This is a genomic window from Paenibacillus sp. YSY-4.3, from assembly GCF_054767475.1.
The window spans coordinates 867,007-883,608 of record NZ_BAABMC010000001.1; the positions used below are offsets into that span (position 1 = coordinate 867,007).

Consider the following 16,602-nt stretch of genomic DNA (forward strand, 5'->3'; position numbering starts at 1 on the left):
AGTAGCCATAATGGACAAAAACCATCTTTATTTTAAGTACGTAAATAATCATTCAAAATATTTTGAGAAGCTGCAAGCTGGCAACAACATAGCTGCATACACGGTAAACCATTTGTCTAAAGATTGTTTTATTAGAACAGAGGAAAATTCTCCTTGGAAAATTTATAGTTTTGCAAATAAGAAAATTAAGGATCAGGGCTGGAAGATTCATGTCAGTGCAACTATGGAAAATGCACAGGAAATTTTAGCGGACATAAGCCAAGTTTTAATCGAACGTAAAATTACCTTTAAGCATCTTCTTGATGCAACATACTTACATAGTATTAACTCCAAAAATGGGAATAGAATAAGCTCCGGGAAATTCATAACGATATACCCTCCAACCGATGACGAATTTTATGAATTACTTCATATTTTATATGACAAGGTTAAAGATCAAGAAAATGGGCCTTATATTCTAAGTGATAAATGCTGGAAAAATAGCAATATATACTATAGATATGGGGGATTTGTGAAAATTTCTAACGAAAAGGGCGAGTTTTGCATTAAGGATCCTACAGGACAGCTGATTCCGGATAATCGCACCCCTTATTATCAGGCGCCTGAATTTGTTAAAGATTTTGATCAATATTTAGAGCTGAACAATAATTTTTCTGATGGTAATGAAGATAATTCTAAGTTTAAACAATATAAATTCCAAAATGCGCTTCGATTTACAAATGGCGGCGGGATTTATGTCGCTGAAAGAAATGAAGATAAACGAAGAGTAGTTATTAAAGAAGCAAGGCCAAAGGTAGGGCTAGACGGACAAAATAAAGATGCGATCGACAGGCTGCAAAAGGAATACGAAGCATTATCAAAGCTTGTGGATGTGAAAGGTATAGTGAAGGTTGTTGATTATTTTAAATCCTGGAAGCATGTATTTCTAGTAGAAGAATATGTTGAAGGGATTGATATGAAAACGTGGTTAGCTGCGAACTACCCCTTTCATCGCAACAAAGATAAAGAACAGTATATAAATGAAGTGAAACAAATAATCCTCCGTTTATTAGATATTGTTACCGAGATGCATAGTAAAAATGTTGGCATGGGAGATTTACAGCCATCCAATATTATGATCACGAAGGATTTGGATGTGATACTCATTGATTTTGAGTCTGCCGATGATAAAGATCGTGAAGATAAGGCGGCAATTCATACGATGGGATTTTCAGATCATCAAAATATCAACCGCAAGGAACGAGACTGGTATGCAGTTAAAAAAATACTAAGATATTGCGTGTTGCCTATAGGTCCGGTAAGCAATATTGAGGATAATATAAACGCTTATCACAATGAGTGGATTAAACAAGAATTTGGCAGTGAGTTCTACTTATTTGTCCGAGAAATCGAAAACAGATGTGACGCCCATTTATTGGCGACAAAAGAAAAACAATATAAACCCATAAATTATGCTCAAAAAAAGTTGTCAGATGAAATAAACTCGTTGATAGAAGGTCTGCGAACAGGGATGTTGGCAAATCTAGTGCCAGATCAAGGTTTGATTCATGGTGATATAAGACAATATGAAATTGATGGTGGAAAGACGAATGTACTTACTGGAGGCACTGGTGCGGCACTAGCTTTGTTTAGAACAGGAAATGTTGAGAAACAAGTGATCCATTGGATTGAACAACATTTCATTCATAACATTCATTCTGAACAATCAGAATTACAGGAACAAGGATTATTTACTGGAAAAGCTGGTATTGCTGCAACGCTGTATGAATTAGGTTATAAAGACGAGGCTTTAAAATTATTTAACCATTTAACTGACAATTATGATGATATTTCATTAAGGTCAGGCTTGGCTGGAATAGGACTTGCTTTAATCAGTTTATATTTTGAAGAAAACAATGATCATTATTTAAAGCAAGCTGAATCGATTGCAAGTCATATTAACGATTTTTTAAGAGATAATAGAAGTTTAACCGTTTCCGATTGGGCTACTGATCCTGTTGGGCTTATCGATGGATGGTCAGGTGTATCGTTGTTTTTTACAGCAATGTATGCGATTACGAGGAATACAACTTTTTATGTGGTGGCACAAGAGTTAGTAGAGCTTGATTTAAAAAATACCCACATTGACGAGGATTTGCATGTTCTGCAAATTATGAATGATCGAAAATTGTTGATTCCTTATTTATCAGGTGGATCTATAGGAATTGGAGTAGCGATTTGGTATCTGAATCATGTGAGTGGTCAGAAGCATTATCAGGACGAGTTAAAATTAATAGTTAATCTGAATCATATAAGATGTACATTCACAGGGGGATTATTTGATGGGGCGGGCGGCTTTCTACTGATACCACCTCTGCTGGATGATACTTATGAAATGATTGAAACTCACAAAAAGCGAGCCGTTGATCGATTAAATTTATTCCTTATTTCCAAAGAAAACTATTATTTATTCCCAGGAAACTTCTGTTATCGTTTATCCGATGATTTATATTCTGGAAGCGCAGGGATCGTTTTAGGGTTGCAAGGAATTTTAGAGTCCAACCCATTATATTGGCTGCCAATTATCAATATCAATCAATTTGTAGCGAAGACAAGATATATGAATATACCGTTAGTTAAATGAGACAACATGCTATGCATGAAAGGAGGTGAAAACAATGAATGATGTGTTAGCGTTGCAACAACTCTCTATCGGAGAAGAGCAAGAAGCATTTCCTATCACAATTACATGGACTGTAACGACTACAGTAGCAACTTGGTCGACAGTAAGCAATCATTGTTAATAACTAAACAACATTCATAAGCCCGCATAAATAAGGAAAAGGATAAGCAATTGCTTATTCTTTTCCTTATTTATTTTTTTTCATATATAATGAATGAAGAAGCTCAGACAACGAACGCCCCAGCTTAAGATAGGAGCTATCTTTGGCTGGGGCTTTTTTGTCAGAATAAGTGCAGCTCAGAACAAGGAGGAGTGAACTTGGGGGAGAAATCTAAATCTATGGAAATAAAGGTTGCTACAGATGCAAATTATAAATATATCATTGATAGAGACAGACATATTGTTGAGGCATTGGTAGAGAATAAAATAAAACAACATGAAATCTTCATATTATGGGAGTCGAATCAAGAAATAGGCTGGATGAGATTTGGGTATTTCTGGGATAACACGCCGTTTATGAACATGTTATGGATTGATGAGGTGTATAGGGGCCAAGGGTACGGAAAGAAAGTCGTCCTCTACTGGGAAGATCTAATGAGAAAAAAAGGCTTTACCGTTGTAATGACCTCGACACAATCCGATGAAGAGGCTCAGCACTTTTATAGAAAGCTTGGGTATAAGGATGCTGGATGTTTAATGCAAGAAAATGCTCCGCTCGAATTGATTTTCACTAAAAAAATATGACAAGTGAACTCGATAGTGTCGAACCTTTCATCCCTAGATATTTGGATGTATATCGCAGATAGGAGGAGTTACGATTAAGAAGCTGATGATCGGAATAATTCTGAGTGTCGTATTATCCTTATCCGTAGGCTTAGTTTGGGAATGGAAAGAGGCCATCAACATTACGGGCGGAATAGGAGTTATTATGCTGCTGTTAGCGGGCATTCTTAATGGGACTTTTATTAGCGGGACTCGAATGCGAGCAAATCGAGAGATAGAAACGGAAATGGCGGAAGATAAAGAGTTTAGAAACAAGTCTTCTTCTACGTTTTTCCTATTGGGTTTCCCTTTTTTCCTGACGGCAATAGCCCTTTTTATTATCGTAAAATGACTTAAATTTCCTAAATAAGCGGTGAGGCTAAGACAAAGAACAAAACATATGCCATAGGGGGCACGTAATGAATATTTGGCCCAAGTCTTGTAGAGAACCTGATTTATTGAAGCGGCGTCTGTATGCTTTAAGCGCCCTGGATATAATCATTTGCCCGGAGGAATGGCTGCGCAGATACCGGTTTTATCCACGCTGGAAAGGGGAGGTCACACTAGCGAGTATCAGTAATGGCGCAGGGGATGACCTCTATATTGTATTTGCTCCTGAAGGTACCCTTATAAAAGGGTTTGATCATGAATCGGTCATAAGTCCCTACGTCAATGATGACGGTGAGGTGTGGCCAGGTATTTATGAAGGAGTTCCAGCCTCATTGTTAAACTGTCTTGATGACGAATCGCTTTGCAAGGAGGATGTTACCTTCTGTTTATGGAGGGAACAGGGAGATAGGGTATGGAAATGTGGTGTTTCGGAACCACAAGGTCTGAATGACGGATCGGATTTTCTGTTAGGGATGATATATGAAACTCCGTATGATTATGTGGAGTGGGCACAGTATTATTATGATTTGGAAGTTTTAGATATCGATGTAGTGAGACGAGTCTTTGATGGATTTCAGATTAGCGAAGAAATGATTAATAAATTGAATCCGACGCGAAATACGAAGTCGGCTGTAGAGGAGATTAACGAGATCGGAACGTTCCCAGGAAAGTAATCTCGTGGACAACCTTATGCAAAAATTAAGGAGAAAATAATTACAGTGAAAAAATTATTAATGCTCTTACTGATTCTTGTATTGGGCACAACAGCATTAGTTATCATCATAAACGGTTTACCAGTTCCAGCGAAAACTGCAATAACTAGTTCTGTTGAGGCGGAATCATCGGAGGAAGCTATACCTGATATGCTGACTATAAAAGATGTGAATGGTAACCATTTGGATTTAGTGATTAAAGATATTCCAATATACAGAGATTACTTAGAATCTCAAGTAGACGTCAAGGCAGAAATTGAACGAACACAATTAGAAGTACTTCATATTCCAACTGACGGTCATTTTATTTTGTTAAAGTACAATTGCGGAAATAAGCAATGTTCAACTATTTTGGTGAAGAAAACCGATTCAAAGATCGCAAGTGTTGTTTTAGCTAAAGGCATTTTTCAAGATTACAAAATTTCACCGGAAGAAAAAGAAGTATTAATAAAGTATGGTTATAATGAAGGTGGAAAAATTGTCCGTCATATATTAATTACTGTTGATTTGCTGAAAATGAAGGTAATTCCTTTTGAATCAAATAAGTTAGCTAAAGAGTATATGTATACACCAACCTGGCCTATAGTGAATTACCAATGGATTGATAACAATCGGTTCCTGATAGAATTGCCTGATTTAGAATCATCTGAATTTGAAAAAATTAAAAATTGGTATGCATCCAGCGAGAAAAGAACAAAAACGGTTGAGATTGTAGTCGACAAAGAGAAGAAATTAGACTCATATGTGATGCCATAGAAAAAGAAAAGTACGTTAATCATGCGTAAGCCAACCATATAGCGTTAGAGCGAGGTTCGTGGACAACATTCAACACAACACTCGCTCTTTCTTTTAGGTAAGGAAAAGTTAGGAATGGTGGAGCAAGACGATTTCAATATGAGTAATGAAGAAATTGAAGAGGAACTACTAGAGGAGATGGAGCAGGAAGCCCGCAATAAGAAAATATAGCTCTTAAGTCGTCTAAAAAAATGCGAACAAGCTTTCGCTTTGATGGTATAATGGTGTCGTGATGGAGGTCTATGGACGATGAACGATAGAACGGTCAGGCACGGCGATCAGATGGTTAACAACCTGAGAAGAACTAGGGAGCAGCAGCTTATCTTTGCCGAGATCGAGCTTGAGCAGCAGGAACGGAAGCAAGCAGAGTCCTTTGTGGTAATTCCAGAACGCGGTGAGCGGGAAGTGGACTGGCAGCAAAATTTCCGCTATGTCTCCCGGGAGCGGCAGTTTGTGGAGCAGGCGCGCGAGCTCGAATGGAAGGGTGGAGCAACGGCGGAGTTTGTCCCTTTTCATGCTTACTGGCCCACTTACGAGCAAATGCAGCCGGCGCAGCTGCGCTGGTATTTGTATTGGCGGGGAGAGGTTCGCTCTGGGCGGTATCCAGATACGGATTTGTCTTATCTTTTTGTGTACCTGTACGAGCTGATTCACGGCATTGGCACGAAAGAACCAGCCGAGGGGCATAAGCGGATGCAGCAGGTATGGCTGGCTTACCGGGAGCGTTATCCGAAGCTGGACGCATACGTACGCGAATGGCTGTATGATTACGAGCTGCTGTTCGGGCTGGATGTTCCGCCTCCCGATTCACGGCAGAAGCTAACCAGGAATTTATCCGCGGAGTTGAAAGAGCTGGAATGGAAGCGCAGGTTTACCGCTGAGCCGCTTGCACTGTCCTGGGACATGCTGCGGACGCTGATCGATTACGACGTGGAGAAGAGCCGTTTTTATACTGGACAAGGGCGCAAGGATTTGCAGGCTTATGCCCCGAAAGTGGTGACACTGGTCGATGGTTATTTGTCTAAAATCGAGGGCGTAAGGCTGCTGGAGCGATTTATGCCCCGTGAGAAAAAGGTCAGCAGGCCCTTGTTCCGTACCGCTGTATATGATCACGAGCTGTATGGGCGCGACGTTACGGTAAGTGTGCTGCCGATCAGCGCACACCTTCCACTGCGCTCGTATTTGACCCAGCTTGTCAGGTTCACGGAGAACAAGCTTCGTGAGTTATCGGGATTTAGAGGTAAATTGCGGGGAATTACTGTGGAGTCTGGGGTGGAACAGCTGGTTGCACGGTTTCTGCAGCAAGAGTTCGAGCGCCGTAAGACCGAGGAGGCCAGAGCCAGTCTGCCTCAGGTGAAGATCAACGTATCGAAGCTGCACAGGCTGCAGAGGGAATCGGACGAGGTGCGGGATATGCTGATGATTGAGGAGCAGACACCTGTAACAGATGAGAGCAGGAAAGAAACGTCACGGCCGGCTCAGCCGGTCAAGGTGAGCAAGGTGTCAAGCCCTGAGAAAGCAGCGAAGCTGCAGCAGGCGGAAATCGATTTCGAGCACGGTTGGATGGAGCTTGGGGAAGTGGAGCAGAAGCAGGGAGATTCCACAGCATCCAGCCATCAGGCTGAGCTTGCCTCTGAAGCAGACATGAGTGATGATGGCAAGCGCCTGGATTCGGCAATTAGCGCTAGGAGCGGAAGACGTAACGAAGCTGCGACAGAGGAGATTGGAACGGAGCTGCCGGAGGAGTGGCGCGAAGTATTCGCCAGGTTGTCCGCCGCGCATCTCAAAATGCTGTCCGCTTTGCTTGACGGACAGGACGCCACGGTGCGGTTCGGTATCGCGGAGCAGGCCGGCTCCATGCCTGAGCTGCTGCTGGACGAAATCAACGAAATCGCGATGGAGTGGATTGGCGACTTGCTCGTCGATGGCGATGAGATCACCCTAGAGTACAAGGAAGAGCTGCGGAGTCTGCTTAGCTAACATAGTCCAACATGTTCAAGAATGAGGTGACACCAATGAAACAGATACAAATACCAAAACGTCTGACCACGGCGCTGGTGAACTCCCTGACGGCAGGGGTAGTTCCGCGGGTCGGGCTGGAGCATATCGCCGTCGGGCGAAGAGCCGAGGTTGCTTCGATTCTGCAGGATATGGACAATATCGCAGAGGGAGGAGCGGCTTTTCGCTTGATTACCGGACGGTATGGAAGCGGCAAAAGCTTTCTGCTGCAAATGATCCGCAACTATGCGATGGACCGGGAGTTTGTAGTGGCGGACGGAGATTTGTCGCCGGAGCGGCGGCTTGTCGGAACTAAGGGACAAGGGCTTGCTACCTACCGTGAGCTTATGATGAACATGTCCACTCGAACGAGACCCGACGGGGGCGCTTTAGAGCCGATGCTGCAAAAATGGATCGCTTCGCTTCAGCAGGAGCAAATGCAGGCAGCCGGCTTGCGCCCCGGCGATCCGGCGCTGCATGAAGCGGTAGAGCTTCGTATTTTTGCGGTATGCAATGAGATGCAGAATCTGGTGCACGGCTTTGATTTCGCCAAAGTACTGGCCGCCTATTGGAACGGGGCCAAGCTGGGGGATGACGACCGGAAAGCGGCGGCGTTGCGCTGGCTGCGTGGGGAATACCCGACCCGGACGGAGGCGCGCAAAGAGCTCGGAGTTGGCGTCATCATTGACGATAACAATTGGTATGACTACATGAAATTATGGGCGGAGTTTGCGGTACGCATCGGGTATAAAGGGCTGCTGCTGTTTATTGATGAAGGCGTCAATTTGTACAAAATTACCAACAGCATTTCCCGTCAGAGCAACTACGAGAAGCTGCTCACAATGTTCAACGACACGATGCAGGGTAAAGCCGAATATCTCGGCATCTATCTGGGCGGGACGCCGCAGTTCGTCGAGGACGAGCGGAGAGGGCTGTTCAGCTATGACGCCTTGCGTTCCCGGCTGATGGATGGCCGCTACAGCAGCAGCTCGCGCCGGACGTATACCTCGCCGATTCTGAAGCTCGACATGCTGTCCCACGAGGAAATCCTCGTGCTGCTGCAGAAGCTGCGGGATATCCATGCCATGCATTTCGGCTATGAGACTCAGCTCGTGGATGAACAGCTAATAACTTTTATGCAGGCGGCAGTGAACCGGCTTGGTGCCGAAGAATTGTTGACGACCCGTGAAGTGATCCGGGATTTCATGGATGTGCTGCATATGCTGCACCAGCATGAAGAGCTTACGTTCAAGGAGCTGCTGGACGAGCGGGAACGGGAGTATGCAGCGAGCGCGGATCATCGCAAAAGCGGAACGAAGGACGAACTGGATGATTTTCTGGCGGAATTTGAGTTATGAGCGGATCTAGTCCTTTTTCCCGATTGGCGCCGTTTATTCAGGAATACATTTACCGGAAGCAATGGGACAGCTTGCGAGAGGCCCAAGTCGAGGCCTGCCGCGTGCTGCTCGATACGCCCCATCATCTGCTGATCGCCTCTGGCACGGCGTCGGGCAAGACGGAGGCGGCTTTTTTTCCAGCATTGACGGAGCTGTATCAGCAGCCCTCAGGGTCCGTCGGTATTCTCTATATCGGACCACTCAAGGCGCTGATCAACGATCAATTCGATCGCATTACGGAGCTGCTTCGGGAGGGGGAGGTTCCGGTATGGCATTGGCACGGTGACGTCTCCCAGGCAGAGAAAACCAAGCTGATGCAGCGTCCTTCCGGCGTCCTGCAAATTACGCCCGAGTCGCTGGAGGGGCTGCTCATGAACCGGCCGAATGCGATACCGGCCTTGTTCCATGATTTGCGGTACATCATGATTGATGAGGTTCATGCATTCATGGGGGCGGACCGGGGCATTCAGGTACTGAGCCAACTGACTAGGTTAGAGCGCATGGCTTCCTGTTCGCCAAGGCGAATCGGCCTGTCCGCCACGCTGAGTGATTACGAGGCCGCGGCCCGCTGGCTTGGAGCCGGAACCTCGCAGCCGGTCGAGGTCGTATCTCCACAGGGCGGGCGGAAGCTGAAGCTGTCGGTGGAGCACTTCTCGTTCCCGGACGCCCGGGACGAGCGAGAGGCCGAGCATTTGGAGCTGGCGAAGCAGAACTATTACAATTTTATTTATGATCACACGCATCGGAAAAAAGCACTCGTCTTCACCAACAGCCGCTCCGACGCCGAACTGACTACGCTGGAGCTGCGGCGTATCGCCGCGAAGCGGGAGGAGCGCGACGTATTCCACGTGCACCACGGCAGCATTTCGGCAATGCTGCGCGAAGAGACCGAAGCGGCTCTCCGATCCGGCCCGGGGCCGGCGGTGGCGGCAGCGACGGTGACGCTGGAGCTCGGCATCGATCTTGGCGAGCTGGAGCGGGTTATACAGCTCGGCGCACCGTACAGCTGCTCCAGCTTTGTGCAGCGGCTAGGGCGTTCCGGCCGCCGGGGCGACCAGGCGTCGGAGATGATGTTCCTCTGCGCGGAGGAAGAGGATGAAGAGGCTCAATTGCCTGCGCGAATGCCGTGGACGCTGCTGCGGGCGATCGCCGTCATCGAGCTGTACATCCGCGAGCGTTGGGTGGAGCCGTTGGATTTGCGGCGCAAGCCAGTCGGCGTGCTCTATCATCAGACGATGAGCACGCTTAAAAGCATCGGCGAGGCAGAGCCCGCCGAGCTGGCGCGGGCCGTGCTGACCCTGCCGGCTTTTCGCGGCGTAGAGCCGGAGGAGTTCAAGCGGCTGCTGCGATACTTGCTGCAGACGGACCATGTCCAGCAGACGGAGGAGGGTAACCTGATCATCGGGCTTGGCGGCGAGAAGATCGTAAACAACTTCCGCTTCTATGCGGTGTTCAAGGATGATGAGGAGCATGCGGTATATAACGGCTCGGAGGAGATCGGAAGCATCACGACCGTGCCGCCGCCGGGCTACTGTTTCACGCTTGCCGGCAAGCTGTGGAAGGTGGAGGAAGTGGACAGTAAGCACAAAGCTGTCTACGTCAAATCCTCCAAGGGCAAGGTGGATACGCTTTGGCTTGGTGCTGGTGGCGATGTCCATACGCGAGTGCTGCACAAGATGCGTCAGGTCCTGCAGGAACAGACGCTGTACCCATACCTTGCCCCCGGTGCGGCAAATCGTCTGGAACGAGCCCGCAGATTGGCAAGGGAAAGCGGGCTGCTGCGCAGTCCAGTTATTCCGGCGGGCGGCGATTCGCTGTTTATTTTGCCGTGGGCTGGGAGCAAGCAATTCCGTACCTTGGAGCGCCTTCTGAAGCATAATCTTGCCGAGCCGATGGGATTGCGTCAAGTTGTCCCGATGGAGCCGTATTATATGGTCGTTTCGGGAAGAGCGACCGCTGAAGAACTGTTCGCAGGCATACAATCTGAACTCTTCGCTGTCACGGATGCGGAAGCTTTGCTAGATGACGCCGAAGCGCCGTACTTGGGCAAGTACGATGAATTCGTGCCTCCTGAGCTGGTACGCCGCGCTTTTGCCGTGGACGGACTGGATGTGAAAGGGCTGGCCGCAGCGTTGGCTGCTCATGAATAGAACTAAACAGCAATAACCATAAAAAATAGCTCATATCCCCCCACACCCCAGTCTAAGACAAGAGCGATCTAGGACTGGGGTGTTTTGCCATAGGGATACATGCATTTAGTGCACAAATTTGATTTGGGCAGCCCTAGCGTAATTTAAAGGAGTGTACAACATGGAGGACCAATGGAGAATTGCTACTTATGATCCTGAGTGGAGAAGCAAGGCGTCGGTAACCATCATTTAATTTACGCCAATCGATATGAAGATGTATAATTGTGGAAGCAAGCTCTGACAACCATCACTCCAGCTTAAGATATGGGCTATCTATCCAGGGCTGGGCTTTTTTATTTTTAAGTGGGGGAGGCATTCTTGATGCGGAAAGTGCTTGTGTTGGGTTGTGCAGGCTCCGGGAAATCTACCTTCTCAACACGTTTAGGACATCTCACCGGACTTTCGGTCATTCATCTTGACTCGTATTATTGGAAGGCTGGTTGGATCGCAGCAACCGAAGAAGAATGGGATCAGACGATCGATGAATTATTGAACCATGATTCTTACATTATGGATGGAAATTACTCTAGAACCTTAAATAAACGGCTTATGGATGCAGATGTCGTATTTTATTTCGATTTTCCGCGTTTATTGTGCATCTATCGGGCGATTAAACGCAGGATCATTAATCACGGGCGAACGAGAGAGGATATGGCAGCAGGCTGCAAAGAGAAGATCGATTTAGAATTTTTGCGGTGGATTTGGAACTTCAGGACGAGAAACAGGGGCAAAATATTAGAAGCGCTTGATCAAGTAAAAGAACAAACGCAGGTCATTATTTTTAGAACAACTAAGGAAGTAAAGGAGTATCTGGCCGGAATGGAATCGACAAGGGGGAATGCTTGTGCTGGGAGATGATCTGAGGACACAGCTGCTTGTTAGACCTGCGCTGCACGAAGAGGCGCCAATTATTTTGGACTTATGGCAAAGTTCGGCTAGATGGCTCAATTCCAAAGGAATCTACCAATGGAGGCCGGAATATTTTAATACGGAACAATGAAATGGTCGGTACTTATATTTTGACATGGTCAGACCCGTTCATTTGGCAGGAGCTTGATAATGCGGAATCCGGGTACATACATAGATTTGCAGTTCATAGGGAATATCGGGGATTAGATATTGGAAAATATCTACTGGAAAGCGCTGAACAACAGATCAGACTTAAAGGCAAGTCATGGATCAGGCTCGACTGCATGGCGGAAAATCCAAGGCTTAATCAATACTACAGAGATTATGGATTTCAATATATTCGCAGAATCGACGGAGAGGGTTGGAGTGCCAATTTATATGAAAAGCAATGGCAGCATATATAAATTTATAGCTGTAATCGTGCTTTATAACGATGTAGGGAGGAATTCTAGTGACATCCAAATTAATAAGAGTGGGAACGATCTATCTTCCTGTTTCCGAATCCTACGCGTTCAGCAAATTGGTTTTGTACTAATCTAGGGGCAGAATTGGTTTTCCTAGACGATGGAAATAACCACGCCATCATTAATCTAGCGCATCAGAGTTTTATTTTGATCCTAAGCGAGCCGGGCTTGACTGCTAATTTTCAAACGATGAAGGACGGGTTGCTGTTTCCATTTATTCATTAATCCCCAAAAATATTGAAGGCAGGTGCTTCATGAAGCAAAACAAGTATGTTCGCTTGGCAGTTGCTGATGATGCCCAGGCTCTCGCTCAACTTAATTGTGAATTTAATGGCGTTGAAGCATTCCTCGCCGATATCGAGCAATGTTTGGCTAATTCAAGCGAAGTTGTAGCGATCGCGATCCTCAATGGTGAACCTGTTGGATTTGCTTGTGGTCAATCCTATCAATCATTTTGCTATCGTCAACCTGCAGGAGAAATAACTGAATTATATATCCGAGAAGGAGCAAGAAGACAAGGGTTAGCCGCTGAACTCATTCACAAGATCGAAGAAGAGTTGAAGCGGCGAGGCGTAGGAACAATCAAAGTTCTTACAGGACTGCGCAACGAGGCTGCAATACAGACCTACATCAAGTCGCATTACGCCAAAGAAGACGAAGTTGTTTTTCAAAAGAATATCTAACCTTACAGAGGAGTCGTTGAATATGAAAAATGCAGCACTCTTAGTAATAGACGTCCAAAATGCATTAGTGCAAGCTAAACCTTTTGAAATTGAGACCGTTATCAGCAATATACAAAGATTAATTTCAGTATGCCGTGAAAATAACGTAGAGGTCATTTATGTCCAGCATGATGATCCCGTCGGCGAGGAATTGGAGCCTAGTACGGAAGCTTGGCAAATTTACAGTGGAATAAGTCCGCTCGCAAATGAAACGGTGATCAACAAAAATTTCAATTCGGCTTTTAAGGGAACAAATTTAAAAGAATATTTAGATAGCAAGGGGATCAAGCAATTAATAATTACAGGGATGCAAACAGAGTATTGTATAGATACAACTCTTAAGGCAGCTTTTGAGCACGGGTTTCAAATGATTATCCCAGAGAAAACAAACACGACCTTCGATAATGGGGATTTATTAGCCGGCGATTTATATCGCTTCTACAATTTTAATATTTTTAAAGGCCGTTTTGGGATCGTAGAAAACATTGCAGATACAATAAGCAGAATCAAAGATCAAGGATGTTAATCAAAAGTGAGGGAATGTAATGAATCAGGATTTTTTAGCTTCGCATATCAAACGGACTAACCGCAACCTGTTAATTTCCATCGTTTTAATGATTGCACTCTTAATTGCTATGATTTCGCTTGGAGGATTAAGGGCAGTAGTACAAATGCTTGAATATTTGAAAAATGGCGATTGGTTTTATTTATTGCTTGATTTGGGGTCTGTTGTATTGCTATTAGCAGGACTTATGCTTTCAGGACTAGCATTGGTGCTTACGGGCAAGCTTCTCATCAGAATTTTTAAGGTACAGCATCACCCAATACATAAAGCGGCTGTAATCTACGGACAGTTTAATGATGTCTCATATTACATATCCAGCGAGCTATCCCATCCTGGAACTAAGACATATAAAGAATTAATTATCACAGAGAATTGGATTATAAAAATCACTACGTTTGGCTTGAATATTCTTAAAATAGCTGATGTGGTATGGGCATACAATTCAGTCACCAAACATGAACAAGGCCTGATTGGGCCGGGAGTAGCTGCCGCGCCAACCGAGGTGGCAAAAACGTTTAGCGTAATGATCCATTCGAAAAACCCTATTTTACCGAAGCTGAGAATTAGCAGGACGCATGAACTGGACACCGTCGGGCATAGCGAGCAGAATGCGGTTGAAGGGGATCGGAAAAGAAATCTGATGCTGAATATTCTAGAAGATTTGGAACAAAGGCATCCGAATGCCGTTTATGAGTACTCCAGGGAGCTTGAGGAGCTATGGTCCAAGGATAAAATGCTTTTTATAAGGAGTGCCGGATTCACTGTCGAATAGAACTACATATCAATGAAAAAAGTATGGATCAAATATCGGTCACTAACTCTATCAGGAGTTCACGAGCGGGAATGCAGTGGATACAATTCTAAGGAATTTATGAATAGGCAGCAAGCTATGCTGCCTTCAGATTTACCGGGAAAATAGTAGATATTACAACATGGTTTTGATGGGAAAATAGACGAAACGGTGGATAGGAGGCTTAAGTTGGAATATTCAGAGCGGTTTGTATATTCCGCAAATCCAACTGAATTTGCTCATTTATGTTGTAGGGATGGTACAGACCGCGATCCATCATGTAAGTGAGGATCGTTTCATGAGTGTCGATGGCTTCCTCCAATTGTTTCATCAACACTGTTTTGATTTCAGGGGTTACACATTCTGTAACGGCCATTGCATAGTTTTTAACCCCACTTTTAGCGTTGATAAGCAAGTCCATGGCAACAACTTCATCCGTTAGTTTATTCATTCCTGTAATATATTCTATGATTGGATGCATTTTTTATCCTCCTTGCTGAGATTTTGACAGCAGTCCGTTCAATTCCTCGAGCTGCCGCGTGGATATTAGAACGTCATGTTCCAATATTTGTTTCAGCTCAGGATCCGACACAAGAGCTTGCATCAACTTGGTTTTAGTCATGCAGACCGTTTTAAAGGCTGTCATTTCATGCACTTCCAGCGTTTCGTGTAAAGCATATGATCCATTCATTTGATTTCCTCCTGTTACAAAAAGAGCTCACGGCTTCAATATCACTTTGATGCAATGGTCTGTCTTCGTGTCAAATATCTCGTATCCGCGCTTTGCTTCACTTAGCGGGATCACATGAGTTACGATATCGCCTGGATTCACCTTGCCAGATGTAATCAGCTCATACATATATGGCATGTAGTGAATAACCGGGGCTTGTCCGGAACGAATGTTGATGTTGCGCTGCATGATGTCTCCAAGAGGGAACCCATTATAACGTCCGCCGTACACGCCTGTAATTTGGATCGTTCCGCCTTTGCGGACCGCTTGAGAGGCGATAACCACGGGGCTCATCGTTCCGCCCTGCAGCTTCAAGCCGCTTGCTAGAAATTCAAGATCGTTCATTTTTCCATCCATCCCGGCCGCATCAATCACGACGTCGGCTCCGCCTTGGGTGATTTCCTTGAGATGACCGCCAACATTTTGCTCATGTTCAAAATTGATAATTTCCACGTTGTTCGTCCGTTTCGCATGCTGTAGGCGGTAATCGACGTAATCGACAGCGATTACCCGCTTCGCTCCTTTCAGCCAGGCAAACTTCTGAGAGAGAAGTCCGATCGGTCCACAGCCAAGCACGACGACCGTGTCCCCGTTTTTCACTCCAGCGTTATCAACACTCCAGTATGCCGTTGTCATCGCATCGGCAATCAAACAAAGCTTCTCATCAGGTTCTTCACAATTCTCAGGAATCTTGAAGTGTGTGAAGTTAGCGTAGGGAACGCGTAAGTATTCAGCTTGTCCGCCAGGGTAGCCGCCAGCCGAATCGGAGTAGCCGAAGTAAGCCCCAATTTCCCCGTTTTCATTGGAATTGTCACATTGGCTTTCCAGCTGGTTTTGACAGTAAAAACATTCACCGCAGGCGATATTGAATGGAATGATGACCCGGTCGCCTTTCTTTAACTTAGTAACACCAGGACCGACCTCTTCCACGATCCCCATAGGCTCATGCCCGATGATGTAATTTTCCTTCAGGTTGGGGATCATTCCGTGAATAAGGTGAAGATCAGATCCGCAAATGGCAGTACTGGTCATTTTTATGATCATATCGTCTGATTTCTCGATTTTGGGATCCGGCACATCTTTGACGGCAATATTTTTAATACCCTGGTAAGTTACGGCTTTCATGCATGATCTCCCTCCATGTGCTGATCTGGCGTCCGATCAAACATTCCGATTCTCCGCGTATCTTCAGGAAATAAATCCATTTGTCCAATCATGACCGTAGTATTCGCCGAAAGCATATCCAATTGGTATTGTTCGTTTAACTCATAAGGATGAAACCACTTTTTGCGTACCATAAGATCGGTAATTTCTTGATGCATAGCGATACCTTGCCTCAGTTGGTTGCGCAGCAATGCTCTTGCATCCGGGGATACCGTTTCTGTAAGGGCTGTCGCGGTAATCTTTACTCCTTCCTTAATGCGCATTAGGAAGTCCACAGCAAAGGTCGTATCCGCCATTTCCGGCATATTTAGTGCGTTGATCGGATCTAAATAATCTTGATTCATAGGAGTTC

General features: G+C 45.4%; 19 protein-coding genes. 15 read left to right on the plus strand and 4 right to left on the minus strand.

What is annotated here, in order from left to right; all coding sequences use genetic code 11:
• Positions 1-10: 10 nt before the first annotated feature.
• The 15 genes from lanKC to ACYUJT_RS04185 all read left to right on the plus strand — a co-directional run bounded on the left by lanKC (position 11) and on the right by ACYUJT_RS04185 (position 14,338).
• Positions 11-2,623: a class III lanthionine synthetase LanKC gene (gene lanKC / locus ACYUJT_RS04115; protein ID WP_460319001.1), complete on the plus strand. Its 2,613-nt coding sequence runs from the start codon at positions 11-13 to the stop codon at positions 2,621-2,623.
• A 34-nt stretch (positions 2,624-2,657) separates the two neighbouring features.
• Complete coding sequence (locus ACYUJT_RS04120; protein WP_460319002.1) at positions 2,658-2,783, plus strand: class III lanthipeptide; 126 nt, start codon at positions 2,658-2,660, stop codon at positions 2,781-2,783.
• Positions 2,784-3,001: 218 nt separating this feature from the next.
• Positions 3,002-3,406, plus strand: a complete 405-nt coding sequence (locus ACYUJT_RS04125; RefSeq protein ID WP_460319765.1) for a GNAT family N-acetyltransferase — start codon at positions 3,002-3,004, stop codon at positions 3,404-3,406.
• A gap of 85 nt (positions 3,407-3,491) precedes the next feature.
• Positions 3,492-3,776, plus strand: a complete 285-nt coding sequence (locus ACYUJT_RS04130) for a DUF5316 family protein (RefSeq protein WP_460319003.1) — start codon at positions 3,492-3,494, stop codon at positions 3,774-3,776.
• A gap of 67 nt (positions 3,777-3,843) precedes the next feature.
• Positions 3,844-4,488, plus strand: coding sequence for a hypothetical protein (locus ACYUJT_RS04135; RefSeq protein ID WP_460319005.1), 645 nt, complete (start codon positions 3,844-3,846; stop codon positions 4,486-4,488).
• A 45-nt stretch (positions 4,489-4,533) separates the two neighbouring features.
• Positions 4,534-5,283, plus strand: a complete 750-nt coding sequence (locus ACYUJT_RS04140; RefSeq protein WP_460319007.1) for a hypothetical protein — start codon at positions 4,534-4,536, stop codon at positions 5,281-5,283.
• Positions 5,284-5,571: 288 nt separating this feature from the next.
• On the plus strand, positions 5,572-7,302 hold the full coding sequence (locus ACYUJT_RS04145) for a TerB N-terminal domain-containing protein (protein ID WP_460319009.1): 1,731 nt from the start codon (positions 5,572-5,574) through the stop codon (positions 7,300-7,302).
• A gap of 35 nt (positions 7,303-7,337) precedes the next feature.
• Positions 7,338-8,678 carry an ATP-binding protein gene (locus tag ACYUJT_RS04150; RefSeq protein WP_460319010.1) on the plus strand — a complete coding sequence of 447 codons (1,341 nt, stop codon included), beginning with the start codon at positions 7,338-7,340 and terminating at the stop codon, positions 8,676-8,678.
• Positions 8,675-10,867, plus strand: coding sequence for a DEAD/DEAH box helicase (locus ACYUJT_RS04155; protein WP_460319012.1), 2,193 nt, complete (start codon positions 8,675-8,677; stop codon positions 10,865-10,867). The genes ACYUJT_RS04150 and ACYUJT_RS04155 overlap by 4 nt, the downstream gene beginning before the upstream one ends.
• Before the next feature lie 360 nt (positions 10,868-11,227).
• Positions 11,228-11,764, plus strand: a complete 537-nt coding sequence (locus ACYUJT_RS04160; RefSeq protein ID WP_460319013.1) for a DNA topology modulation protein — start codon at positions 11,228-11,230, stop codon at positions 11,762-11,764.
• Entirely contained in the window at positions 11,751-11,906 is a 156-nt protein-coding gene (locus tag ACYUJT_RS04165; protein WP_460319014.1) for a hypothetical protein, read from the plus strand. The genes ACYUJT_RS04160 and ACYUJT_RS04165 overlap by 14 nt, the downstream gene beginning before the upstream one ends.
• Position 11,907: 1 nt before the next feature.
• A complete protein-coding gene (locus ACYUJT_RS04170) occupies positions 11,908-12,219 on the plus strand; it encodes a GNAT family N-acetyltransferase (protein ID WP_460319016.1) in 312 nt (103 codons plus the stop codon).
• Between the two features lie 314 nt (positions 12,220-12,533).
• A complete protein-coding gene (locus ACYUJT_RS04175) occupies positions 12,534-12,962 on the plus strand; it encodes a GNAT family N-acetyltransferase (protein WP_460319017.1) in 429 nt (142 codons plus the stop codon).
• Between the two features lie 22 nt (positions 12,963-12,984).
• Positions 12,985-13,527 (plus strand): cysteine hydrolase family protein, encoded by a 543-nt coding sequence (locus ACYUJT_RS04180; RefSeq protein WP_460319018.1) that lies wholly within the window; start codon positions 12,985-12,987, stop codon positions 13,525-13,527.
• 19 nt (positions 13,528-13,546) lie between these two features.
• A complete protein-coding gene (locus ACYUJT_RS04185; protein ID WP_460319020.1) occupies positions 13,547-14,338 on the plus strand; it encodes a hypothetical protein in 792 nt (263 codons plus the stop codon).
• 202 nt (positions 14,339-14,540) lie between these two features.
• Here the strand turns inward: ACYUJT_RS04185 and ACYUJT_RS04190 are convergent, their stop codons facing one another.
• The 4 genes from ACYUJT_RS04190 to ACYUJT_RS04205 are packed head-to-tail and all read right to left on the minus strand — an operon-like array spanning position 14,541 to position 16,594.
• Positions 14,541-14,837, minus strand: coding sequence for a spore coat protein (locus ACYUJT_RS04190; RefSeq protein WP_460319022.1), 297 nt, complete (start codon positions 14,835-14,837; stop codon positions 14,541-14,543).
• A gap of 3 nt (positions 14,838-14,840) precedes the next feature.
• Entirely contained in the window at positions 14,841-15,047 is a 207-nt protein-coding gene (locus ACYUJT_RS04195; RefSeq protein WP_460319023.1) for a hypothetical protein, read from the minus strand.
• 27 nt (positions 15,048-15,074) lie between these two features.
• A complete protein-coding gene (locus tag ACYUJT_RS04200) occupies positions 15,075-16,211 on the minus strand; it encodes a zinc-dependent alcohol dehydrogenase (RefSeq protein ID WP_460319025.1) in 1,137 nt (378 codons plus the stop codon).
• On the minus strand, positions 16,208-16,594 hold the full coding sequence (locus ACYUJT_RS04205; protein ID WP_460319026.1) for a spore coat protein: 387 nt from the start codon (positions 16,592-16,594) through the stop codon (positions 16,208-16,210). The genes ACYUJT_RS04200 and ACYUJT_RS04205 overlap by 4 nt, the downstream gene beginning before the upstream one ends.
• Positions 16,595-16,602 lie beyond the last annotated feature (8 nt).